We start from the raw sequence: 21,842 nt of genomic DNA, 5'->3' as shown, positions 1-21,842 counted from the left end.
ATCCTTACACGCCGGTGCGCGTGCTCGTGCGGCCGGCCCGTCCGGTCGCGCGCGCGGCCCGCTTCTGCGCCGCCGTCGCCTTCCACGGATTGCGCAGCGGCGTGTTGGGCTTCACCGGCGGCCGCATCTTCGAGAACGCCTCCGCCGCGGCCCGCTTGATGCATTCCGCCGCGGCGTCGATCAAGCTCGACCGCCGCAGGTCCCGCCGCTTGATCCGGCGCGGCGGCTTGCCCTTGTCCAGCGCGTCCTTCGCTCCCTTCTTGTATTCCTCCAGCCACTCCTTGAGCGTCGGATTCTTCTTGGGATTGGCCGCATCGTTGGCCTGCGAGAACTTGCGCATCCGATCGGTCAGGATCTTGTGCTCGAAGCCCTTCTTCTGCCCGTCGCTCGCCATGAAGGTCAAGGCGCCGCTCGTGCTGTAGCCGGAAGCCCCGGCAATGCGCGCGCCCTTGCGTCCCTTCTTGTGCATCGAGGACGCCGGGATCACGTGCTCCGCCTGGTAGCCCTTCTTCGAGCCGACCATCCTGGCATGCGAGCCGAATTTGATCGGCGGATCGAAGCACGCCAGGATGTCCGCGCACTTCATGGTGGTCTGGCCGCCGGCACCGCCGGCCTTCACCACCTTCAACTGAACCATCGCCGCGCTGGTACCCATGGCCTCACATCTGGTTGCCCATGCCGGAGCTGCCGGTGTAGACCACCGCCTTGCCCTCGAACTGGACGTTGGGACTGCCGTCGATGATGAAGGCGGAGGAGCCGATCTTCAGGCTGACCACTTCCTTCTGCGTGCCCGGCTGGTTGCCGATGCAGTCGTGCACGACCGCGTCGACGTGGAAGGTCGGCTTGCCGCCGATCTTGACGCCGCGCGTGTCGCCATCGAGCTTGCCCGAGCCCACCGGCGTGGTGATCGGATACGGGATCGGCACCGGGCTCGGCGCCGCGGGCGTGAGGCACACGCTCGGATTCATGTAGACGATCACGTGGTTCGTCGACTCGCCGGCCACCTCGCGGAAATTCGCGTTGACGCTCATGCGGTCACCTCCCGATGCTCTGCCGCCCGCGGCCGTGCGCCGGCCGCCGCCGGATCGCCCGCCGCCAGCAGCAGCGCGCCGCGCGCGCCGTCATCGGCGCCGGCCGCCAGCACCGCGAACTCGTCGCGCGCCACGCCGTGGGCCCAGTCCTGCAGCACCAGCGCCGCCATCAGCGGCAGCGCCGCCGCGCCGACGTCGCCCAGTTCCTTGAGCGGCAGGCGCAGGTCGGTGCCCGGATCGAGCACGTCGCCAAACCGCGCGATGACGTTCTGCACCTCGCGCGTCGCATGGCGTTCATGCGAGGCGTCCAGCGCCCACAGCGCGCAGCGCCGGCCCGTCGCCCGCAGCGGCGCCACCGCCGCCTCCAGCGCCTGCGCGAAACCGTCCGAGCGGCACGGCCCGTCGCTGCCCACCGGATGCGCCTCGCGCCCCAGCCCGAGCCCGGCGACCCAGCCGTCCTCGCGGCCTTCGTGCGTCACCATCGCGAAGGCCGCCGCCTCGCCCGGACGCACGCCGTCCACGTTCTCCATCGTGAGCAGCCGTTCCCGCTGCTGCAGCGCCTCCAGCGTCGGCCAGTGCAGCAGGCTGTCGACGCCGCCCCAGATCACCTCGCGCCGCGACTCGGCCAGCTGCAGCGCACGCGCCATCGCGATCGCGCCGGCGGCGCGTCCGAACGGGAAGGCCTCGATGTCCGCGCCGGCGAAGGGCGGCGGCAGCGCGGCCGAGAGACGCTGCACGAAGTCGCGGCCGGCGACATTGAGCTCGTAGCTCTGCGGCTCCAGCGCGAAACGCGCCGGCAATCCCAGCAGCAGGATCGGCGGCCGCTCGGGCCGCGGGTGCGCCTGGGCCGCGCGGCGCCGGCTCACGCCGATGAGCGCATGCACCGCCAGCGCCAGCAGCCGCTCGCGGGCCGGCAGGTCCGGCGGCAGCGCCGGCGAGGCGCAGCCCATCACCCGGCGCCCCTGCCCGTCGACGAAGTCGGTCAGCCCGATCCCGGACACCCCGGCGCGCAGCAGCAGCGCGGTTTCGGACAGCGTCTCGCCCAGGCAGCTCACCGCCTCCGCATGGGCCAGGCCGGCGCGCCAGCCGGACGTTTTCTGGGAGGCGCTCATTCGATGTACTCCTTGGCTTGCACCGTGATCGAGGTGAAGTGACCCCGCATCTTGGCCGGGCAGCGGAACACCGCCCGCCAGACCATCTCCAGCATCAGCGCGTCGCTGTCGACCACCACCGTGTCCAGGTGCGGGCGTCGCGTGTCGGGCTGGCCGTCGACGATCGCGTCGATGCGCAGCAGCTGCCGGGGCAGCGCGAAATCGAGCAGCGCCTGGGCATGCACGCCGGCGATGCGCACCGCCTCGCCGCCGCGCAGCGGCTCCTCGAAGACCAGGCCGGGCGCGGCGCAGTGTTCATGCTCGGGCCGGTAGTCCGACGGCCGGGCCGGATAACCGCCCGACAGCCAGGCCGCGTCATGGGTGCCGGCGTGCGCGCGGCGCGGCGCGAAGTGGCGCCCCAGCGGCGCGCAGCCCGCGGGGGTGTGGCGGCCGCCGGCGCTCGTCACCGGCTCGCCCGAGGTCTCGATCTGCGGCGCGGGCCGTCCCACCAGCGCCTCCGGATGGCGGCTGATGCCACTGCCCACGGGGTTGCGGGCCTCTTCCACCGGTCTGGCCGGGTCGCTGAAATCGGCGCCGCCGTAGGCCCTCGACCAGGCCAGCGGCGTGCGCTCGAGCGGGCCGCTCTCGCCCGGTCCGATGCCGCCGAACTGCCGCACCCAGACCCGCGGGCCGTGGACGCGCAGCAGCTTGACGCGGTCGCGCACCCGGATCCCGACGTCCATGGCCGTGGCGGCCTCGCCGCCCAGCGGCGGCACCGCGTGACCGCTGAGCACGAAGTCGGTCCCGGGCTTGGGCAGGCCGTAGTCGCCCGGCAGGCGCAGGTCGGCGATCGCCGGATCGCCCCAGGGCTCGTCGCCCAGGCGGATCTCGCGCGGCGCCTCCGCGGCGCGCAACCCGCCGCCCGGCACGATGTCGTAGCTGGCCTTCACGAGCACGAGACGCGCCTCGGCGCCGTCGCGGTCGAGGATGGGCAGCACCTGCGCGTGGTGGCCGCTGTGGTTGTAGAAGGCGGGTTCGTCCATGGGCGCTCGACGACGATCAATGCGGCCCGTCGGCGCGTGCATCCCGCGGCACCATCGCGTCGGCGATGCGCTGCAGCGAGGCCTCCTGGGCCGCGACGAAATCGAAGGGGCTGAAACGCGGCGCCTGGCCGCGCGAGGCCGCGATCAGCTCCAGGTACTGGTCCTGGCGCACGGCGCGCGACCAGCCCGGTCCGCGCAACCGGGCCAGCAGCACGCCGGCACCGAGCGGCCGGCCGCCGCGCACGCGCAGGTCACCCGGCGCCTGCGCGACCCGTCGCCACCATCCGGCGCTGTCGCCCTCCGGCGCCGGACCGGCGATCGTCGCCAGCGCCTGGGCCGCCAGCTGACGCTCCTCGTCGTTGCGCAGCGGGTCGTCGTGCAGCGCCAGCAGGTCGGGGATCAGCGCCGGCAGGCCCAGCACGCCGGCGGCGCGCGCGGCCTGCCAGCGGTCGGCATTGCGCAGCATCGCGCGCAGCAGCACGGCATCGCCGGGATGGCCGTGCATCGCCATGGCCGTCAGCGCGTCGGCCCAGCCGGGGTCGCGCGTGGCCATGCGCGTGGCCTGGCCGTGCAGCGCGGGCAGGCGCAAGGCCGCGCCCAGACGCAGCGCGGCCCGCGCGACCGGCTCGACGGGCGAGTGCGCCGCCGCCAGCAGCAGCGGCTCGCAGCGACCGGGATCGAACTGATGCGCCGGCGCGCCGAGCGCGGCGGCGACCACCGCCGGCGCCGCGTCCCGCATCGCCGTCTCCCAGGCGCGCTCCGGCAGTTCCCAGCGGAAGGCCAGCACGCGCGCGGCCGCGGCGCGCAGCGCCGGTGATTCATGGCCCAGCCAGGGGCTCAGCAGCTCCGGCAGGTCGGTCCTCGGCGACAGCGACAGGGCCTCGACCGCATGCGCGCCCTCCTCCGGATGACGGCTCACGGCGGCCTCGAAGATCCGCTGCATCGCCGGCCACCAGCGGTCGCCCGCCACGCAGCCCAGCACCAGCAGCGCCGCGAAGACCCGGCCGGGGTCCGGCAGGTCCGGGTCGATGGCCAGGGCCGCGACCTGGTCGAGCGCCTCCGCGCCCAGCCCGATGATCGCGTTGACCTGGGCCAGCAGCCGGCGCTCCGAGTCGATCGGCGTGCGCCAGTGTTCGTCCGGTTGCGGGGCCCGGTAGGCGCGCAGCACCGCGACCAGGTCCAGGCATTCCTCCGCCGCGCGGCGCCGGAACGCCGCGGTGCCGCCGGCCTCGAAGGGCGGCGACGGCGCCTCGCCACCGGACGGCCAGGCGCCGCGCCAGCCGGGCTGGGCCGGCACGCGCAGCGAGGGCGCCGGCGCGCCGACGGCGCCGAGGTCCAGCAGCCGGGGCTGGTCGATCATCAGGCGCCGGGACGCCGCGCCGGCGCCGGCACGGGAGGCGCCGGTCGGCGCGGCCGGTCCGGCCGCCGGCATCACGAGGGCGGAGTTCACGATCGCCGCGCTCAGTTCATCTTGATCATCGGCGCCAGCAGCCGCAGCAGCCGGCGGCTGCGCGTGGCGAAGCTGGCGCAGACGATCTCGACGTCGCCGTCGGCGCCCAGGCGCAGGCGCGACTGGCCGTTGCGCAGCACGATGTCGCCGCGCGCCTCGAGCACCAGCGTCTCCGGCCGATCGGCGAAGGCCTTGGGATCGGCCACCGGCCGCGCTTCGGCCAGCTGGCGCCCGATGCGCCCGAGCACGATGCCGCCGCCGGCGCCGTCCTGCCAGACAAGCACCGCGTCGCCGCCGCTGCAGGCGGCTCCGGGCGCATCCGGCTGGAGCAGCTCGCAGCGCAGCAGTTCGCCGCCGGGCAGCCGCACGCGCAGGTGGCCCTCGTCGTCCACCTCGGCCACTTCACCGCGGCACAGCGCCTGCGGTTGACCGATGAGCGGCGCAAGATCGAAGGGGTTGGACATCGCGCCTCCTTCAGCTGTTCTGGTTGATGTTGGGCGAGCCCTTCAAGTCGAGGTTGCCCCCGGCCTTGATGCCGATCTTGCCGCTGCCCTGGATGGTGATGCTGGTGCCCTTGAGCGTGATGTCGCCGCTGCTCTTGAGGATCAGCTGGGCGGAGCCGCACTTGAGCACCAGCTCGGACGCCGCCTCGACGCCGGCCTTGGCCTTGCTGTTGACGCTGTAGTCGCCGCCCGACTGGAAGCTCATCGTCGAGCCCGACTGCGCCGAATAGCTGGAGCCCGCCTTGTGGCTCATCTTCGCGCCGGCCTCGTGGTTCATGTGGGTGCCGGCGGACACGGCCTTGCTCAGGCCCACCTGCTCCGAGCTCAAGCCCCCCACCGCCACCACCTTCGCGGCGCCGACCTCCTGCATCAGCGCCGCGCCGATGGCCTGGTTCATCGCCGCGCCGACGGTGAGCGCGTAGGCCGCGCCGATGGTCTCCGCCTTGAGCAGCGCCACGGTGACCGTCTGCGTGCTGCCGAAGCTCTGCGTGTCCGCCGCGCCCACGGTCAGCGTGCGCGTGGCGCCGATGCTCTCGACCTGGTTGGCGCCGACCGTCAGCGTCTCGTCCACGCCCACGGTCTTGCTGCGGTTGCTGCCCACCGTCATCGTCTGGTTGGACCCGATCGAGATCGTCTGGTCCACGCCGACCGTCTGCGTCTGGTTGTTGCCCACCGTCTCCGCATCGTCGACGTCGACGGTGTCGGTGCGGTTGTTGTGGATGGTCGAGGTCTGGTCGTGCTCGATCGTCGTGGCCATGTCGTACTGGCCGTGGATGGTGATCATCTCCTTGCCGGCGGTGTCGTCCATCGACAGCTCGTTGTAGCCGGCACCCTTGTGGGTCTTGGACTTGATGCCGCTGATGACCGCGGCGGCCGGCAGGCCGTAGGGCGGCATCTGCTCGGCGTTGTAGACCCGGCCGGTGATGAGCGGCTGGTCCGGATCGCCCTCGACGAAGTCGACCACCACCTCCTGCCCGATGCGCGGGATGGACACGCCGCCCCAGCCCTTGCCGGCCCAGGGCTGCGAGACGCGGATCCAGCACGAGCTGCTCTCGTTGCGCTTGCCGCGGCGGTCCCAGTGGAATTGCACCTTCACCCGGCCGTACTTGTCGGTGAAGATCTCCTCGCCCGACGGGCCCGTGACGATCGCGGTCTGCGGGCCGGGCGCCATCGGCTTGGGCGTGCGGCGCTCGGGACGGAACTGCTGGTCGGCGGGAATGGCGCTGAAGCGGCAGCGCAGGTCCGACTCGCCGGAGGCCGATTCATTGGCGGCCTGCCGCATCTGGATGGTCGTGCCGGTGACCAGGTACTTGGCGTTCTGGTCGTCGCGCGGATGGCGCTCCAGCGACAGCAGGTGGCCGGTGCGCACGCCCTGCGCATTGGTGTCGCCGTCGAAGCGCGCGTAGGCGGTCTGGATCTCGTCGAGGCGGTCCTCCGCGTACTGCGCGCCGTCGCCGGCCTGCAGGTAGCCGCCGGGATAGTCGAAGACCTCGCCGTCGGAGAGGTCGTAGTCGCGGGTGCGGTCCTGCTGCTTCTCCAGCGAGCTGGAGGGCCGCTCGAAATCGAAGTCGGTGATGACGACCTTGCCGGGCTTCAGGCTCTCCTGCGTGATCCAGGCGTCGACGTACTCCAGCTCCGGCGGCACGTTGGCGGAGCTGCCGTAGAACGGCAGCGACTCGCAGCCGGGGGCGCAGTCGTGGGCCGAGGCGGCGTCGGTCAGCACCAGCGTGTGGCCGGCCTCGTCATGGGTGAAGTACCAGTAGATGCCCTCGTTCTCGAGCAGGCGGGCGACGAAGTTGAAGTCGGTCTCGCGGTACTGGACGCAGTAGGTCCAGGGGCGGTAGGCCCGCATCAGCTTGAACTCGTGGCGCGCGACGGGGTGGTCGTCGAAGACCGCCCGGACGATGTCGGGGACGGTCATCTCCTGGAAGATGCGGCAGTCCGCGGTGCGCGTGAGCAGCCACAGCCAGGGCCGCAGCGTCATCTGGTAGACGGTGTGCCGGCCCTCGAAGCCGGTCTGCGCGAAGCGCGTGACGTAGCCGGCCAGCTGGCGCGGCGCGTCGTCGCGCAGCGCCATCGTCAAGGTGGCGGCCTTGCCGAGCAGCTCGGCGGCGCGGATGTCCTTGCGCTCGCTCAGCAGCGTGAGCGTGGTCTCGCCGAGGTCGCTCAGCGCCTCGCGCGACGCGCAGGCGTGGACACGCAGGACGTCGTCGCCGAGCGCGGTCTTGAGGCGGAATGGACTGGCCATGGGCGGACCGGAGGGGACCCGGGGAGTGGTGCTTCACGGTAGGCCGGTGCGAGGAGCGCCGGAAGCGACCAAAGTCATTCGCGCGACGCGCCCTTGTAAAGGGGTGAATCAGCCGGCGACGGCGTGTCACCAGTGTGGGTGACGCCACAGACGCCGCCGGCGGCGCGCGCTACGGTGCCGGCCGGGCGACGCCGCCGCGCCCTCCCCGCCCGCTCGGTGGGTTCACCGGCAGACGTTGGTGTCCACGGCGGAGCCGTCCCACAGGCGCTTCAGGTTGTTGTACTTGTCGAGCGAGACGGACTGCCAGTCGTCCTGCAGGATGCCGCCGGTGTCGCCGGAATTCGGATTCCACGACCAGTAGAAGAAGTTGCGCACGCCCTTGCACTTCAGCCAGTCGACGAACTTGACCTGCCACTGGCGGTCCTTGTCGGTGAAGCGTCCGCCGAACTCGCCCAGCACCACGGCGTTCTTGCCCATGAAGCGGCCGAGCTGGTTCTGCCAGATCGCCGGCATGTTGTTGGGGAAACCGGTGCCGTCGCCGAAATAGGGCTGGCCGCTCACCGACGGGCCGTAGATGTGGGGCGACAGGACCAGGCGGTTGCGCGGGATCTTCGTCTCGTCGATCGGATAGCAGGCCGAGGGCTCGATGTTGCCGCCCCACCAGTGGGCATCGGGGTTCTCGCAGCGCCCGCCGTTGTCGGACACGCCTTCGACGAAGACCAGCAGCTTGGCATTGGTGGCGAGCACTGCGCTGCCGGCGCGCTCGGCGGCGAGCTTCCAGTCGTTGTTGATGTCGCCGGTGCCCCAGAAGGCGCCGCTGCCGCCCGTGCTGTGCGGCTCGTTCTTCAGGTCGATGGCGAAGACGTTGGGCACGTTGCGGTAACGATCGGCGACGAACTGCAGGTCGGCGACCCACTGGTCCAGCGTGTAGCCGGGAATCTGGGGCGTCGTGGAGATCGCGTTGCAGTCGGGCCGGTGATGGTCGAGCAGGACATAGAAGCCGCGCGTCGCGAACTCCGCGACGATGCGGTCCAGCACCTGCAGCGGCGTCTTGTTGGCCAGGTCGGGGTTGACGCTGGTGTTCAGCGCGCCGCTGGGGCGACCGGTGGAGCGCAGCGTCGCCGGGCAGAACGGCAGCCGGACCGCGTTGAAGCCCAGGTCCTTCATCTGGCCGATCATGTCCTTGTAGTTGCGCTGCCACAGGCCGTGGGCGACGAGGTCCGGCGTCTCGAAACCAAACCAGTTGACACCGCGGATCGACACCGCGACGCCCTGGCTGTCGAGGATGCGGCCATCGGTCGCGACGCTGAACGGCAGCTTGAACTGGCCGGTCGCGGGGACGGAGAGGTCGCTGGAGGGCGCTGGCGCTGGTGCCGGTGCCGGAGCCGGAGCTGGTGCCGGAGCGGGAGCCGGAGCGGGAGCGGGAGCGGGAGCGGGAGCGGGAGCGGGTGCCGGAGCGGGAGCGGGAGCGGGAGCGGGAGCGGGTGCCGGAGCGGGTGCTGGTGCCGGAGCGGGAGCCGGTGCCGGCGCACCGGCCTCCGAGATGCGGAAGGAGGCGCTATTCGGCGCGGTGCCGGTGCCGCAGAAGCCGACCTCGAAGCTCTGGCCCGGCGCGACCGGCGAGTTCCAGCTGGTGCCGGTGACGGCGAAGGTCGCGCCCGACTCGAGCTTGAAGGTGCCGTTCCAGGAGCCGTTCATCTGGCCGCTGGGCAACTCGAAGCGCAGCGTCCAGGCGCCGCTGGCGGTGGTGCCGGGATTGCGGACGGTCACCCGCGAGCAGAAGCCGCCCGACCAGACGTCCTGGGCCACGTTCAGGCTCAGGGCCGCATAGGCGGGCGCGACGGCCCCGAAGGCCATCGCCACGAGGCTGGCACGCTGAACGAAGCGACGAGGAACTGGATGCATGACGTTGGCCCATGAAGTTGCGGGACAGGGAACGCCAGCAGTGTCGAAGCCTCGCCCGCAAGGGCTGGTGAGAATGGGTAACGCCGTATGACTACGTTGTCATCTTCGCCACAGCGGCGTGTCCGGGCGGCGCGCGTGACGGATCAGAGCGACAGCGGCAACGCGACGGTAAGGGTCAGCACGGCGCCGTCGTCGGCGTAGTCGGCGGTCAGCTCGCGGTCCTCGAGCTGCCACTGCTCCCACTCGACGATGCCCTCCTCCTCTTCGCCATCGGACGGCGTGCCGTAGGCGGCGAGCGCCTGGTCGCGCGTCTCGACCGGTGTCGATGCGAACGGCGCGTCGCCGGCATAGGGCTCGACTTCCTCGCTGCCCTCGGGGTAGTAGAAGAGCGCGCTGAGCACGTGGGTGCCGGGCCCCAGCGGCTCGCCGAAGTCCACGGCGTGGGTTTCACGCGGGGTGAAGGACATCACGACGCCGAGTTCCTTGAGCAGGACGAAGCCGGCGCGGATCTCCTTCTTGCGCTTCTGTGAGAGCTCGGTCGGCGCTGGTGCGCCGGCGGGCGTGGTGTGCGCGAGGATCGCGGCGATCAGCGGCGCGTCGACCTCGGTGAGGCCGAGCAGGCGGGGGAGCTCGGGGAGCGACAGGGGGGCGGTGGCGTGGGTGTCGGTCATGGAGGCGAACGATAACGCGTCGCGGCGCTCACCAGGCGGGTCCGGCGATGAGGATGGAACTCAGGCAGTCCTCGCGGCGCTCGGCGAAGCCGAAGCCCAGCTTGCCCCAGGGCGTGGGGCGGGACCAGTGGGTTTCTTCGTTCAGGGAGGCACCGCGGGGATGGCCGGTGATCGCGAGCCCCTCATGGCGACGAAGCACCTCCGCGTGCGGCACGCAGGAGCCATCGATCTTCAGCACGAGACCCCAGGCGTTTGACGGATCGCGCCGGCTCACGCGCAGAAAGGCTTCCTCGATCCGCACGCCGTCTGCGAGCGTCACCGGCCCGCCAAAGAAGCCATCGGTCCAGGCGTTGTGAATGTCGCGTTGAACCACCGGGGAGTGCAGCGTGGAGGCCAGCTTCGGCGCATCGAGGGGCGCCTGCCCCACCAGGAGCGAGAGCACGGCCCAGAGGTCCAGGGTGAGGTCAGTTGTCACGTTGCATCGGCCGCGCGGCCGCAAGGAAGGCGGTGAAGGAATCGGCGATGAAACCGATGTGGTCGTAAGACATGGGACACGGGATGTGGAAGGTCGAGAGGAAGAAGACCTGCCCCGCCAACTCCCCCTCAACGCCCAACAGGAACAGCGAATTGCCGGCGTCCATGCCGATCGGTAGCAGGCCCGGCGGATGGAGATGCTTGTTCCAGACGATGTTGTCGTCCAGGTCGCATCCGCCCTTGTACGGCGATTCAATGTCCTTGCCTGCGAAGATGCTGAAGGTGCTCTCCAGACCGCACCGATCTCCGTAGCTCTTGGCTGGCTTCCCTTCCCAACCCACATCGAACTCGACAGCCCGGAATCGTCCGTCCTCGTTCTGGAACATCGGCGAAGAGCCTCGGTGCGCCAGCAGATACGCCGCATAGTCGGCGGGCAGCTTCAGCTGATTGCGTCCCTCGAAAGCGAGGATGTCCGCACGAGTGATGACGGGGTAGTCATGCGCGAAGGGGAACGCCAGCTTCCAGTTCATGTGGAGTGCCTTCGTTGAATCCGAACCTGGAATCCGCGCCGCGCAGGCGAAGCCAAGACGATCGGCGCCAAGATCAGCGACTCGGTGAGCCCTCGGCCCAGGTCTCCGCGACGAACTCCGCCCAAAGTGCGGGCAGCTCCACCACTTCACCCTGGTTCGGATCGCTCACCCCGGTACCTTCGATGTGCATCGGTCGCAGCTTGACGCGTTCGTTCGGCGCCGCATCGAGTGCAATGTCTTCAACCACGGCCGCCTGGACACAGAGTCCTTTGCGCCAGCGCAGCAACAGGGGCAGATCCGGCGGAATGAATTCCCCAAGGAACTCGTGATGGTCTTCCAGATCAAGCCACATCCACGCCACTTGCGACGGCATGCCCGCCTGACAAAGCGTCTCGAACGCGGGGCGAAGGCGCTTGCATTTGTCACACCAGCCTTCCGCACCGATCACCACGAGCAGTTCAGCATCCACCCGTGCGAGGTGTCGGCCGAGTAGCTCGGCATCGTTCCAAGGATCAAACGCAGGCATGCTCAGGAGATTCCCAGGGATTGAAGCGTCGACCGCTGCACGTCGGGTCGCGCTCGGATGTTCAACTCCGCCTCGGACTGGATTCGATTCAGGGCATTCGCCGCAACAAATCGCAGCCCCTGCGGCAAGTCGGCTTTGGGGTCAACGATCTGCTTGAGTTCGCGTTCCCCCGCCGGGCGGCCAAGCAGTGCTCGTCTGCCATCACCGAGCCGCAGCCTGTTCACCGGATGCGCTGCCACCCGATCACGATCCGGCAGCACCAGCCCGAGGTCCGCATCTCTGCGTCCCTGCGTCATACGTGCATCGAGGTCCAAAGGCGGCTCGTCGAGCGCCAGTCCCTCAGCCAACAGGTCAACGCCGGTGAGACAGTGCCAGACCCATCCAGCCCAGCGCGCCTGTTCGTCGTCCGCCATGCGATGCACAACAAGATCGAGCAGCGCGATGTCGCCATGGTGAAGCATCGCTGTCAGTCCCACCCGGGGGGGAAGACGCTGCACCAGCTCACGCATTCCCGGATGCCCAATGGGCGCCAACTGCGCCAGATGGCGGACCCATCGATTCAATCGGCGATCGGCTTGAACGAGATCCCATCCACTGGCGCGCTCGCGATAGGCCACCTGCTCGGCCACGCATTGCCAGAGGCGCGATGCGGCAGCCATTCGGTGTTCGTCCGCCTCGGCGTCCAGAAGCCGGGCAAGCGCGATGCAACTCTCCGCGCGCACGGCGAGCGCTTCGTCCGCGCAAAGGCGTTGGAGTGCCGGGATCATCGCGGCGTCTGCACACCGACAGGCGGCAGCACGCACGTGAGGAGAAGCATGGACAACGAAGGCTTCAAGGTCGGCGACGGTGTGTCGCACCAAGACACTGCCGCGCAACGCAATGACAAGGTCTATGGGGTCGGAGAGGCTGGTGACTGTGGCCAGCCACCGGCGGGTCGCCGCTGGTGATGCCCAGGCGAGCGCCGATACGGCCCCGCGCACCAGAAGATCCGGCCGGAGCCTGACCTGCCGAAGAACTGCCTCGATCGCGGCGATGCGTCCCTCCCCCTCCAGCGACAGCGCGGCGACGCAGGCGACGAAAGCCTCTCCAGGCTTGCGCCACCGCTCAAGCGCTTGCTGCGCCATCGCCGCTGCCGCTTCTTTCCCTGCTCGCACGCCCTCGAGATGAGCGGTGAGCAAGGCAGCGAACTGCGAAGCCCGTTCGGCGCCAAGCTGCGGCGAATCGATCGATCCATCGAGTTGCGACCAGTAGAAGGCCGCGTCCTCAACGTGACGCCGCACCACCGCCGCGATGATCGGCGGCCGCTCCTCCAGACGCAGCACTGTGCTCATCCGCCCTGAGCCTGGCGAGCCAACTCGGCGATGCTGAAAAGGCGTGACCACGACTGACCGTCATGGAGTGCAGCGCCGTAAGCGCCCGCCATCAGCATCACGCCATCAGCGACGGAAAGATTGCCCGCGCAGTTGGTGATCTCAATGGGGGCTTGGCTGGGCTGCAGCCGGCCTTCTTGTATCTCCCAGAGGCCGTAGTCGTTCGTCGCGTAGACGCGGTCCTTGAACCAGACCATGTCGCGGAACGGCAGGCTCAGATCGCCTTGATGAATCATCATCCACTGATCACCGCGACCGCGATAGACCGTACCCGACTGCGCGCCGATGTAGACATACCCGTCTTCGCCACAGCAAACCGATTCGATCCACATGTTGGATGGGAAGGCGATCTTGTGCCATGCAGTCCCGTCATAGCGCCAGACGTCGCCTTTGCCACCCGCCGCGTAGATATCGGATTCAGAGAAACCGTCGAAATCCTGGAAGCCGGTTTCGCCGCGGCCGTTGGGCGGCAATGGCCCCACTTCCGCCCACTGGTCGGGACCAATCCGATAGAACAAACTACGGCCACCGCCGCAACCGTACATGCGACCGGCAAACGGCTTGATCTTGCCCACGTTCCCTCGGCAGGGCCCTTCCCCCTTTCCGCCGGGAACAGGTTGCTCGTCATCCGAGCCTTGAACCTTCTTGGCGAGTACTTGACCACGCCCGTCAACAGCGACACAAATAATCTCGCCTTCCCTGGGCCCGGAGCACATGAGATTGGAGTAGCCGTCCATAAAGGTGGTGATCCAGCGCTTCTCCGCGTTCAATTCCAGTTTGGTCAGACGCGTCTGAAGCTCGTCCGCGAATGGCCGAGGCTTGTCGTCATCCCAGTCTTGGAAACTGATAAAGAAGAACAGGCCGCGATCGATGACGGCGCAGTCTCGAATCCCCGAGCCTTGGAAGCGTTTCGCGTAATCCTCGGCAGACAACAAATCTAGCAATTGGGTCATACAGTACTCACTCTTCCACCTTCGGCGTCGCACCCTTTCCGGATGCGGCCTTTAGGGTCTTTCCCGAACACTTGTAGTGCGCATCAAGTTGGGCCTGTAAACACTGTCTACTGCACCCAGACTCGGGGAACGTTTCATAGAACGCCATCATCGCGTGCCTTCGATAGTCAGCGTATGAGATGGCCGTGCTTCGATTTTCTCGAATGTGCTTATCCATTCGGCGTTCCAGAACATCATGCAACCGCTGGTGCGAACCGCCATGGCTATTGCCTGTCCCTTCCGCACAAACCGTAGGAGCCTTCTTGTAGTCATAGTCTGGGCACCCCGAATCCTTCACTGCTGAGTCGGGAATCAGGTGGTGGCCGGTCTGGCCGGGACAACACCCGTCGCCCGACATGCCGCCCGAGTTTCCATATGGCACCAACGAGCATCGCCGCGCGCGCATGCAAGGATTCAGTTTCGCCACACCGGCCATGAAGTCCGCGATGGCTTTTTGCGGGTCCGACTTCGCTTGCTGCCCCAAACGTTCCAGTTCCGTTCCAACGCCCTTGAACTCCTTGACCATGTCGTCCAGGGCCCCAAGCTCCTGATACGCGTTGTATCCCGTCTTGGCGACATCCCAGCCCGTGCTTGCCATGTCCCAAAGGTTCCAGACCGTCGCGATGCCTTCCGTGACCAAACCACCGACACCACCCACCGCAGCGCCGCTCGCGCCGACAAACCACCTCGTGCCGGCTCGCGCTGCGGATTGACCGGCCTTCTTCTTGGCCATGTCGATCGCTTCTTGCTTGAGCCGCTCCTTCGCGGAGTCAATGGCAGACATCAGCTTCTTATCGACCGCCTCGGCCAAATCGTCCTTCAGAGAGTCCAGCTTCTTCAGGAACTCGCCGTGGGAGCTCGGCCCCGGCGGAATCCACAGGAAATCGCAGTGATCCGCCATCCAGGATTTGTTGTCGGTCCCGCCCTTGCTCAGCGTTCCGCTGTGATTCTTGTATTTCGATCCCAGCAGCTTCTTGAATGTGGGCCGCGACTTTGGCTTCGTGTCGTCATCCTTCGCACAGGCCTTTTCGATCTTCTCGAAGTCCTTCTTGCACGCGGCCGCGACGGCGGACGAATCCTTGTAATACGTGGTGGGCGTGTTGGCGCTCATTCCCGGTCGCTCCGTCGTCAGCCGTGGTTGTGAGTCATCGGGTCAAAATGCCGGCACACGTTGAGTCCCTCGACTTTCACGTCCGGCGACCAGTCCACGAAGTACGCCTTGCCTTTGATGACGCCGCTCGACACGCCTTTGGCGAACTGCTGCGTCGCCGGCTCGTTGCCGGTGCTGTTTGCCAGGAAGGACTTGTCGCGCAAGGCGAGCGGCGTGCCGCAGATGAAAACCGTACTGCTGCCCTTCTGCAACTGGTTGGAGAAGGCCGTATTGGCATAGACGATCACGACTGGACCGGCGCTCGGCGCCGGTGGGCTCCAGCACGGGTCGACGGCGACCTGGGACGTTCCGTCCGCAGCCTTGGAGCAGACCTCCGAGCCATTTGCAAAGACACGCGTGTCCATTTGCTTCCTTCAAGCCGCCATCGGCAGGGTGCCGACGACGATTGCGCAGCGCAGACCATCGTCCTGCGCGAGATGAATGAGACCAAGCTGTCCGGGACAGAACGCCGGCCGGTTGGAAAGGTAATGAAGCAAGGCAATTCCGACCACGCCGACACTGACTCCCACATCACCAATTTTGTCGGCCAGCGTAATCAGCACGGGCGACCGATCAGGATCGACATCCGCCATCAGACGCGTCATCGCATTAGCGGCGTCGCGCACCAGGAACGTCTCGCCGTTTTGGTCCGAGAGACGGTAGTCGACATCGGCCATCGTCACATGCGCGGCTCCCAAGGCGGCACGGACAGCCCTTGTCAGCCCCTGCGACCGATTGGGAAGCCCATTGTTCCACCGGGCCGCTTCTTCCGCGCCCCCCCAGCCAAGCAATCGGAAATCGGCCTGGCCGACGATCCCGGCAGGCCCGGGGCGCAATGGGTTTTCCAACAACACCGCCGCAGCGGCCTCGCCTGGCGTGAAGCCATCGCGATCCGAGCCCGGTACCCGCAGACGTTCGTCCTCGACCATCCGCTCTATCAACTGCACATCCAGGAGGCTGTCCGCCGACACCAGCAGCACACGTCCTTCTGGTGCATGCTCCAGTAGCGCCGCGGCCTGGTCCAAGGCCTTGCTCAGGCCCGCTTCGCCAAACGGCAGCACGCGCGTGGCATTGGAGAACTGCAAGCCCAAAAGATTGGCCACCGCTTCGGGTAGGCCGTCGACGGTGATGTCGCGATCCTCCAGCGCCTCCGCGGTCGGCGTAAGCAGCAGCAGTGCGCAGGATCTGGCGATACCAATCAGGCCCTCCTGCGTAAGGCCGGGATATGCGTTCACAAGGCAGTCCCGGACGGCCCAAGCGGCCCAATGTGCCAATCTCGACACACCCCACACCCGCCCCGAGGGCAACGCAGCGACAGGGATGGGCACTCCCGTATCGGTAAGAAAACCGGCTGTACCGAACGCATCGAGATTGGCGGCAATAGCCGGCCCCGCGGCGGCAAGTTCGTGGCCCAGGGCGCAACAGACGCCCGCCGAGACCACGCGCAGTTCAGAACGCGCTCGATCCATCAGTCGACCTCCTCGAGGTCGCCTGCCAAAGCCGGCGCTTTCGCCTCGCCACATCCCACGCAGGCGCCATCCGCCTGACCGGACGCCTTCGCCGCCCACCAGGCTTCATCAACCGGTCCAACGGTGACCGCGCTGAACTCCTGAATGCGGCGCCGGATGGGAGTCGCGACGCGCCAGACCGCGGTGAAACGTCCTCGTCGTCCGGTCTCTTCATCAATCACCGCGTCTGTCTCGAAGAACAGGGTGTCGACCACCGGTTTCAAACGCTCCTGCGAATAGTCCGTGCGCAGGATGCGGACTGCAGGTTGGTCGAGCTTCGGAAGAAAGAAGCGCCGCTCGGTTTCGCCGGCGACATGTGGCATCAAGCGCGTGAGGACGACCTCCTCGCCACCGACCGGATATGGCATCTGCTGGTCGGGCGGCGCCACCTGGTTGAATGCTTCGTCGAAGTCGTCGGGCAGGAAGGGGAAAACCTCACGGCGCCAATGCTCGTCATAGGTGCCGGAGAAAGTCTTGCGCGGCATCCAATGCCGACCAATGGGCCCGAAGGATTGACTTCGATGGGAGCCATCGGGCCGGCGCACCGGATCATCGACGGCCTCCAGCGTCGGCAATGGTTGTCCAACCATCTGCCGCAGCGTATCCGGTCCTGCGAAGCCCAGTCCCACGGGATTGGACAGCAACGACTCCGCATGCCGCCCGCCGTCGTCGGACCAGCGCGTTCCTCCGAAGGCCAGGCTGTAGCGGATGGGCATGCGATCGAAGGGCGCTGGCGCCCCAGGCTCCAGGGAAGCAGACCAAACGCGCGGGCCGATCACCCGCACCTGCTTGGCAAGCGCGCCTACCTGCCAGCCTGCGAGCAGCGTGGTGACCGGCGCGCCGGCGGCGCTATACGCAGTGGCGTCGAAGATCACGTCGCACTGCGGCTTGTAGCGGGCCGCATCGGCGCCGTACCTCATTGCGCTCTCGCCGGGATCCCCAAAGTAGTTGTCTGTTGAGACGATGGGACGAGGCGCCAGCGGCCGCGGCCGCTGTCCCCATTCGGGGATGCTCCACGTCGCCTTCGCGATGACCACGAGATGCTCCCTGCCGCTCGCATCCAGCGCCACCGAGACATCGGTGGCCAGATGCTTCGACCCTACGTGTACCTGCATCTCTGCGCCACCCTCAGTTCACGTGCACCGACCCGCCGACGATGCGCTGCGTCGCGCTCGCATGACTCGTGATGTAGGTCCCGCGGAGCTGGATGCGGCCATCGGCCGTCAGCACGATGCACGCCTCACCACAGCGCAACTCAAGCTCTTCAGCGGCCTCGATCACCTCGCGATGGCCGTCGACCGTGATTTCGATCCCTTCCGGCCGGGCCTCTGGCTGCCGATCCGGCAGTTCCAGGGAATGCTCCGACCCGGCGCCATTCCAGAGCAGCCCCAGCACGATGGCCGAGCCGTCCGCAAGGACGCTCAGCGCCACACCTCGCCCCTCCTGCGCCGGTGTCAGCGGCACGAGGCTGTGAGCGACGCCCACCACGCCCAACCCCGGCACCAGCGCCGCGCCCGCCGAACCCATCACAGGTGTCGTCTGCAGCGTGCCGATGACCACCTGGCCCGGCGCCGGCAACGCCGCCACCTGCGCCCCTTGGCTCAGCAGCGCATGGAACGGGGATGCCTCCTGTGAGGCCTCCTCGGCGCCATGCGCCGGAAAGTCGACTCGCTCCACGTCAGTTCTCCAGGATCTTCTTGCCCTTCACGGTCACCTCGCCGTCCGCGTTGAACGTCTGTTCAGCGGTGGTGCCCAGGCTGAAGCTGTGGCCATTGATGATGATCGTGCCGTCCTTCTTCATCGTGAGGCTCGCCTTGCCAACATTGATGGACAGCTCGTCCCCCGCGGTGATGGCGTAGCTCTTGCCGACGTTGGTGCTCTTGTTTTGTCCGATCTGCGCGGTCTGACTCAATGCCACGGTCGTGTTCATCATGGCGCCGACCGTGGTTTGATAGCCCAATCCGATGGTCAGCGCCTTCGCCAGACCGATCGTCTCCGCCTTGGCCAGCGCAACCGTCTCCGTCTTCATTCCCCCGATCGTCACCGACCGGTTGTCCCCGATCGAGATCGTCTCGTTGAGGTCCACCCGTTCCGTCCGGTTCTGATGCACCGTGATCGTCTCGTCCAGGTCGACCGTCTCCGTGCGGTTCCCCTTCACGAATACCGTCTCATGCCGGTCGATCGTCTTGGTCCGGTCCCGGCCGACCCAATGCGTCTCGTCGTTCTCGACCTCGATGTCCTGGTTCTTCTCCGCGTGGATCCACAGCTGCTCCGCGCCCTGCTTGTCCTCGAAGCGGATCGCGTTGGCATTGCCGTAGCTGCCGCCCTTGGTCGAACGCGTCAGGAAGCCGCTCTGCGTCGCATTGGCCGGCAGGTCCCACGGCGGCAGGTTCTCGCCGTTGTAGGTGCGGCCGATGATGATCGGCGCGTCCGGATCGCCCTCGATGAAGCCGACGATCACCTCCTGCCCGATGCGCGGGATGTGGATGCCGCCGAAGTTGGACCCCGCCCACGGATGCGCCACGCTCACCCAGCACGAGCTGCGCTCGTCGCGCTTGCCCCGCCGGTCCCAGTGGAACTGCACCTTCACCCGGCCGAACTTGTCGGTGTGGATCTCCTCGCCCGCCGGCCCTGTCACGATGGCCGTCTGCGGCCCCGACACCAGCGGCTTGGGCGTGCGACGCCCCGGCCGGAACTGCTGCTGCGCCGGGATGCAGCTGAAGCTGCAGCGCAGCGAGGTCTCGCCCGAGCCCGATTCATTGGCCGCCTGGTGCAGCGCCAGCTGCGTGCCAGTCACCAGGTACTGCGCGTTCTCGCTGTCGCGCGGATGCCGCGTCAGCGCCAGCAGGTGGCCCGTCTGCACGCCCTGCGCATTGGTCGTGCCCTCATAGGTCTCATGGCTGCTCTGCAGCTCGTCGAGCCGGTCCTCCACGTACTGCGAGCCGTCCCCGGTCTGGATGTAGCCGCCCGGGTAATCGAAGATCTCGCCGTCCGACAGGTCGTAGTCGCGCTTGACCATCTGGCTTGTCTCCAGCGCGCTGGACGGCTTCTGGAAGTCGTAGTCGGTGATGACCACCTTGCCGGGCCGCACGCACTGCGCGCCGCTCCAGCCCTGCACGTACTCCAGCTGCGGCGCGCCCTGCGATTCCGAGCCATAAAACGGCAGCGACTCACACCCCGGCTTGGCGTCATGCCCGCTGGCCGAGTCGCACAGCACCACCTTGTGGCCGCTCTCGTCGTGCTCCACGTACCAGTAGATGCCTTCGTGCTCCAGCAGCCGCGCCACGAAGTTGAAGTCGGTCTCGCGGTACTGCACGCAGTAGTTCCAGGTCCGGTACGGGCGCAGCAGCTTGAACTCGTACCGCGCCACCGGATGGTCCTCGAACACCTGCTTGACGATGTCCGGCACCGACATCTCCTGGAAGATGCGGCAGTCCGCGGTGCGCGACAGCAGCCACAGCCACGGCTTGAGCTGCATCTCGTAGACGCAGTGCTTGCCCTCGAAGCCCCGCTGCGCGAAGCGCGTCACATAGCCGCTGAGGTGGCGCGGCGCGTCCTCGCGCAGCGCGATCGTCAAGGTCGCCAGTTTGCCCAGCAGCTCGGAGGCCAGGATGTCCTTGCGCTCGCTCAGCAGCGTCAGCGTGGTGTCTCCTGCCTCGCTCAGGCCCTCGCGCGAAGTGCAGGAATGCACGCGCAGGACGTCGTCGGGCAAGGCGGTTTTGAGGCGGAACGGTGAGGCCATAGGTCTTCCAGGATCTCCCTGGCCGACACGGTAGGGGGCGCCTATCGCGCGCAAAAGAGGCGAAAGTCACTTTGGCCGCCGCCCTGCGCCCGTTACCGTCCATCCTCCCCATCCGCATCAGGGGCAGGACTTGCGCTGCCCGCGGCCTCCGGGGTCGTATCCAGGAGATCTCCATGCCTGCCTGCCGCATTCCCGGGCCGCTTGGCGCCGGCGCCAATTGCTTCGACATCGACGACGGCACCCTGGTGCGCGCCGCGTCGCCGCTGCCGGCCCCTGTCGGCACCGCGCCGCGCGACAAGCCGCCGGCCATCGATGACGACACCCGCGCGCTGGCCGCCGTCGCTTATGGCGAGGGCTCGACCGGCAACGTCTACGAGGAGATGGCCGCCATCGCCAACGTGCTGGTGCGCCAGCAGAAGGCCCGCGGCTACAAGACGATCAGCGCCTTCATCAAGGCCGACAAGACCTTCGCCTTCGCCGCGCATGACGGCAACCAGCGCCACGGCAAGCTGATCAAGGCCAGCGCCGAGGAGATCGCCAAGGACGCCGGCATGAACGACGCCGTGCGTGGCGCGCGCAATGCGCTCGATCCCAGCGGCACGGACTACTCGAACGGCGCCTACTTCTGGGACGGCGCCGACATCAAGTCGAACTACGACAAGCATCCCAAGGTCAAGGCCGGCATCCACATCACCGACCCGAAGCACAACATCTACGACATCAAGGACAAGGACGTCCCCGGCGAAGAGTGGTGGCGCAACGCGCAAGGGCAGAAGACGAAGCTGCGCGGCAAATGGGATTACAAATACGAGTCCACCGCCGCCTATGGCGGCACGATCTTCTGGAAGTACAACGCGGACTTCGTGAAGGCCACCAACAACAAGGAATACGACTGATGCGCCCCCAGCGTCCCGTTGCCCTCGCCGCGATCGCCCTCGCCTGCTCGGCCTTCGCCGCCTGCGCCGCCCAGGCCGACGCCCTGGCGAAGAACGCCACCGAGTTGCGCGACCTGCTCCGTGGTCCAGCCACGGCGGCGACGCTGACCCCGATCAAGACCGAAGGCTGGTGCGGCCCCCAGGGCTGCTTCGTCGATGCTGACGAGTTGCGCATCGACCGTGACAAGGGCGGGTTCGCGCGCGCCGAGGGCGGCCAGCGGCTGCAGGTCGTCGAGCACAAGGCGCCGGGCGGCGACGCCCTGCCCGACCTGGACTGGACGCCGACCGACGCGTACCGCGTGATGGCGGGCGGTCAGCGCTGGGGCAGTTGCCTGGAGTTCTCGCACGCGGGCGTGGGCAAGAGCGGCACCTTCCAGCGCTGGACCAGCGTGGTGCTGGTGCCCTTCAACGGCGCGGCGCCGGGCGCGACGGCGCATCGCTTCGTCGGGTACTGGACGGGCTGCGACGCGCTGGTGTCGGGCGCCACCGCGGGCACGCTCACGCTGCGCGTGGTCGAGCGCTCGGAGCCCAAGGCCGGCAAGCCGCTGCGGCTGGTCGCCTACCAATGCAGCGCGCGCGGCTGCGAGGGCCAGGTCGATCGCCGCGCGGTCAGCGGGGAGCCGGGCAACGCCCAGGATGGGACCTTGACGATCGGCCAGCCCTGAGCGTCACG

General features: G+C 68.0%; 22 protein-coding genes. 2 read left to right on the top strand and 20 right to left on the bottom strand.

All coding sequences use genetic code 11. The features are described 5' to 3' along the window. Positions 1 to 4: 4 nt before the first annotated feature. From FHT38_RS09285 to FHT38_RS09190, 20 genes are all read right to left on the bottom strand, one after another. Entirely contained in the window at positions 5 to 637 is a 633-nt protein-coding gene (locus tag FHT38_RS09285) for a hypothetical protein (RefSeq protein ID WP_183491424.1), read from the bottom strand. A gap of 22 nt (positions 638 to 659) precedes the next feature. Next, positions 660 to 1,031: a PAAR-like domain-containing protein gene (locus FHT38_RS09280; RefSeq protein ID WP_091724466.1), complete on the bottom strand. Its 372-nt coding sequence runs from the start codon at positions 1,029 to 1,031 to the stop codon at positions 660 to 662. Next, entirely contained in the window at positions 1,028 to 2,143 is a 1,116-nt protein-coding gene (locus tag FHT38_RS09275) for a hypothetical protein (RefSeq protein ID WP_183491422.1), read from the bottom strand. Before FHT38_RS09275 ends, FHT38_RS09280 begins: the two co-directional genes overlap by 4 nt. After that, positions 2,140 to 3,165: a DUF2169 domain-containing protein gene (locus FHT38_RS09270; RefSeq protein WP_183491420.1), complete on the bottom strand. Its 1,026-nt coding sequence runs from the start codon at positions 3,163 to 3,165 to the stop codon at positions 2,140 to 2,142. The genes FHT38_RS09275 and FHT38_RS09270 overlap by 4 nt, the downstream gene beginning before the upstream one ends. Before the next feature lie 16 nt (positions 3,166 to 3,181). Beyond that, complete coding sequence (locus tag FHT38_RS09265; protein WP_183491418.1) at positions 3,182 to 4,615, bottom strand: hypothetical protein; 1,434 nt, start codon at positions 4,613 to 4,615, stop codon at positions 3,182 to 3,184. Between the two features lie 11 nt (positions 4,616 to 4,626). After that, complete coding sequence (locus FHT38_RS09260) at positions 4,627 to 5,079, bottom strand: hypothetical protein (RefSeq protein WP_183479323.1); 453 nt, start codon at positions 5,077 to 5,079, stop codon at positions 4,627 to 4,629. A gap of 10 nt (positions 5,080 to 5,089) precedes the next feature. Then, entirely contained in the window at positions 5,090 to 7,366 is a 2,277-nt protein-coding gene (locus FHT38_RS09255) for a type VI secretion system Vgr family protein (RefSeq protein WP_183491416.1), read from the bottom strand. Between the two features lie 222 nt (positions 7,367 to 7,588). Continuing rightward, the gene (locus FHT38_RS09250) at positions 7,589 to 9,271 is read right to left on the bottom strand and encodes a cellulase family glycosylhydrolase (protein WP_183491414.1); all 1,683 of its coding nucleotides are present in this window, start codon (positions 9,269 to 9,271) and stop codon (positions 7,589 to 7,591) included. Between the two features lie 143 nt (positions 9,272 to 9,414). Further along, the gene (locus FHT38_RS09245; RefSeq protein WP_183479317.1) at positions 9,415 to 9,942 is read right to left on the bottom strand and encodes a hypothetical protein; all 528 of its coding nucleotides are present in this window, start codon (positions 9,940 to 9,942) and stop codon (positions 9,415 to 9,417) included. Positions 9,943 to 9,970: 28 nt separating this feature from the next. Next, positions 9,971 to 10,417: a hypothetical protein gene (locus FHT38_RS09240; RefSeq protein WP_183491412.1), complete on the bottom strand. Its 447-nt coding sequence runs from the start codon at positions 10,415 to 10,417 to the stop codon at positions 9,971 to 9,973. Next, positions 10,407 to 10,946: an SMI1/KNR4 family protein gene (locus tag FHT38_RS09235; RefSeq protein WP_183491410.1), complete on the bottom strand. Its 540-nt coding sequence runs from the start codon at positions 10,944 to 10,946 to the stop codon at positions 10,407 to 10,409. The genes FHT38_RS09240 and FHT38_RS09235 overlap by 11 nt, the downstream gene beginning before the upstream one ends. Before the next feature lie 73 nt (positions 10,947 to 11,019). Then, the gene (locus FHT38_RS09230; RefSeq protein ID WP_183491408.1) at positions 11,020 to 11,472 is read right to left on the bottom strand and encodes a hypothetical protein; all 453 of its coding nucleotides are present in this window, start codon (positions 11,470 to 11,472) and stop codon (positions 11,020 to 11,022) included. A 2-nt stretch (positions 11,473 to 11,474) separates the two neighbouring features. After that, on the bottom strand, positions 11,475 to 12,803 hold the full coding sequence (locus FHT38_RS09225) for a hypothetical protein (protein ID WP_183491406.1): 1,329 nt from the start codon (positions 12,801 to 12,803) through the stop codon (positions 11,475 to 11,477). Further along, on the bottom strand, positions 12,800 to 13,795 hold the full coding sequence (locus FHT38_RS25280; protein WP_255488637.1) for a hypothetical protein: 996 nt from the start codon (positions 13,793 to 13,795) through the stop codon (positions 12,800 to 12,802). The genes FHT38_RS09225 and FHT38_RS25280 overlap by 4 nt, the downstream gene beginning before the upstream one ends. A 7-nt stretch (positions 13,796 to 13,802) precedes the next feature. After that, positions 13,803 to 14,945 carry an HNH/endonuclease VII fold toxin-2 domain-containing protein gene (locus FHT38_RS09215; RefSeq protein ID WP_183491404.1) on the bottom strand — a complete coding sequence of 381 codons (1,143 nt, stop codon included), beginning with the start codon at positions 14,943 to 14,945 and terminating at the stop codon, positions 13,803 to 13,805. Positions 14,946 to 14,962: 17 nt separating this feature from the next. Continuing rightward, a complete protein-coding gene (locus tag FHT38_RS09210) occupies positions 14,963 to 15,349 on the bottom strand; it encodes a DUF4150 domain-containing protein (protein WP_091724455.1) in 387 nt (128 codons plus the stop codon). A gap of 9 nt (positions 15,350 to 15,358) precedes the next feature. Then, on the bottom strand, positions 15,359 to 16,453 hold the full coding sequence (locus FHT38_RS09205) for a hypothetical protein (RefSeq protein WP_183491402.1): 1,095 nt from the start codon (positions 16,451 to 16,453) through the stop codon (positions 15,359 to 15,361). Further along, positions 16,453 to 17,607, bottom strand: coding sequence for a DUF2169 domain-containing protein (locus FHT38_RS09200; protein WP_183491400.1), 1,155 nt, complete (start codon positions 17,605 to 17,607; stop codon positions 16,453 to 16,455). Before FHT38_RS09200 ends, FHT38_RS09205 begins: the two co-directional genes overlap by 1 nt. A 13-nt stretch (positions 17,608 to 17,620) precedes the next feature. Beyond that, positions 17,621 to 18,169 carry a hypothetical protein gene (locus FHT38_RS09195; protein ID WP_147241392.1) on the bottom strand — a complete coding sequence of 183 codons (549 nt, stop codon included), beginning with the start codon at positions 18,167 to 18,169 and terminating at the stop codon, positions 17,621 to 17,623. 1 nt (position 18,170) lies between these two features. After that, positions 18,171 to 20,234, bottom strand: coding sequence for a type VI secretion system Vgr family protein (locus FHT38_RS09190; RefSeq protein ID WP_147241393.1), 2,064 nt, complete (start codon positions 20,232 to 20,234; stop codon positions 18,171 to 18,173). 173 nt (positions 20,235 to 20,407) lie between these two features. Here FHT38_RS09190 and FHT38_RS09185 point away from each other — a divergent pair, with 173 nt between their 5' ends. Together FHT38_RS09185 and FHT38_RS09180 are read left to right on the top strand one after the other, a co-directional pair. Beyond that, positions 20,408 to 21,130 carry a hypothetical protein gene (locus FHT38_RS09185; protein WP_254783294.1) on the top strand — a complete coding sequence of 241 codons (723 nt, stop codon included), beginning with the start codon at positions 20,408 to 20,410 and terminating at the stop codon, positions 21,128 to 21,130. Further along, the gene (locus tag FHT38_RS09180) at positions 21,130 to 21,834 is read left to right on the top strand and encodes a hypothetical protein (RefSeq protein ID WP_183491395.1); all 705 of its coding nucleotides are present in this window, start codon (positions 21,130 to 21,132) and stop codon (positions 21,832 to 21,834) included. Before FHT38_RS09185 ends, FHT38_RS09180 begins: the two co-directional genes overlap by 1 nt. The last annotated feature ends 8 nt before the right edge of the window (positions 21,835 to 21,842 follow it).

The sequence above is a fragment of the Mitsuaria sp. BK041 genome, assembly GCF_014193085.1.
In the GTDB taxonomy this organism is placed as follows: domain Bacteria; phylum Pseudomonadota; class Gammaproteobacteria; order Burkholderiales; family Burkholderiaceae_C; genus Roseateles.
Note: the sequence above shows the minus strand (reverse complement) of the source record. Positions and strands in the feature narration are given on the sequence as shown.

Coding starts and splice junctions, on each gene's coding strand:
- FHT38_RS09285 (WP_183491424.1), bottom strand. CDS start 637: ATGGTTCAGTTGAAGGTGGTGAAGGCCGGCGGTGCCGGCGGCCAGACC.
- FHT38_RS09280 (WP_091724466.1), bottom strand. CDS start 1,031: ATGAGCGTCAACGCGAATTTCCGCGAGGTGGCCGGCGAGTCGACGAAC.
- FHT38_RS09275 (WP_183491422.1), bottom strand. CDS start 2,143: ATGAGCGCCTCCCAGAAAACGTCCGGCTGGCGCGCCGGCCTGGCCCAT.
- FHT38_RS09270 (WP_183491420.1), bottom strand. CDS start 3,165: ATGGACGAACCCGCCTTCTACAACCACAGCGGCCACCACGCGCAGGTG.
- FHT38_RS09260 (WP_183479323.1), bottom strand. CDS start 5,079: ATGTCCAACCCCTTCGATCTTGCGCCGCTCATCGGTCAACCGCAGGCG.
- FHT38_RS09255 (WP_183491416.1), bottom strand. CDS start 7,366: ATGGCCAGTCCATTCCGCCTCAAGACCGCGCTCGGCGACGACGTCCTG.
- FHT38_RS09250 (WP_183491414.1), bottom strand. CDS start 9,271: ATGCATCCAGTTCCTCGTCGCTTCGTTCAGCGTGCCAGCCTCGTGGCG.
- FHT38_RS09245 (WP_183479317.1), bottom strand. CDS start 9,942: ATGACCGACACCCACGCCACCGCCCCCCTGTCGCTCCCCGAGCTCCCC.
- FHT38_RS09235 (WP_183491410.1), bottom strand. CDS start 10,946: ATGAACTGGAAGCTGGCGTTCCCCTTCGCGCATGACTACCCCGTCATC.
- FHT38_RS09230 (WP_183491408.1), bottom strand. CDS start 11,472: ATGCCTGCGTTTGATCCTTGGAACGATGCCGAGCTACTCGGCCGACAC.
- FHT38_RS09225 (WP_183491406.1), bottom strand. CDS start 12,803: ATGAGCACAGTGCTGCGTCTGGAGGAGCGGCCGCCGATCATCGCGGCG.
- FHT38_RS25280 (WP_255488637.1), bottom strand. CDS start 13,795: ATGACCCAATTGCTAGATTTGTTGTCTGCCGAGGATTACGCGAAACGC.
- FHT38_RS09215 (WP_183491404.1), bottom strand. CDS start 14,945: ATGAGCGCCAACACGCCCACCACGTATTACAAGGATTCGTCCGCCGTC.
- FHT38_RS09210 (WP_091724455.1), bottom strand. CDS start 15,349: ATGGACACGCGTGTCTTTGCAAATGGCTCGGAGGTCTGCTCCAAGGCT.
- FHT38_RS09205 (WP_183491402.1), bottom strand. CDS start 16,453: ATGGATCGAGCGCGTTCTGAACTGCGCGTGGTCTCGGCGGGCGTCTGT.
- FHT38_RS09200 (WP_183491400.1), bottom strand. CDS start 17,607: ATGCAGGTACACGTAGGGTCGAAGCATCTGGCCACCGATGTCTCGGTG.
- FHT38_RS09190 (WP_147241393.1), bottom strand. CDS start 20,234: ATGGCCTCACCGTTCCGCCTCAAAACCGCCTTGCCCGACGACGTCCTG.
- FHT38_RS09185 (WP_254783294.1), top strand. CDS start 20,408: ATGCCTGCCTGCCGCATTCCCGGGCCGCTTGGCGCCGGCGCCAATTGC.
- FHT38_RS09180 (WP_183491395.1), top strand. CDS start 21,130: ATGCGCCCCCAGCGTCCCGTTGCCCTCGCCGCGATCGCCCTCGCCTGC.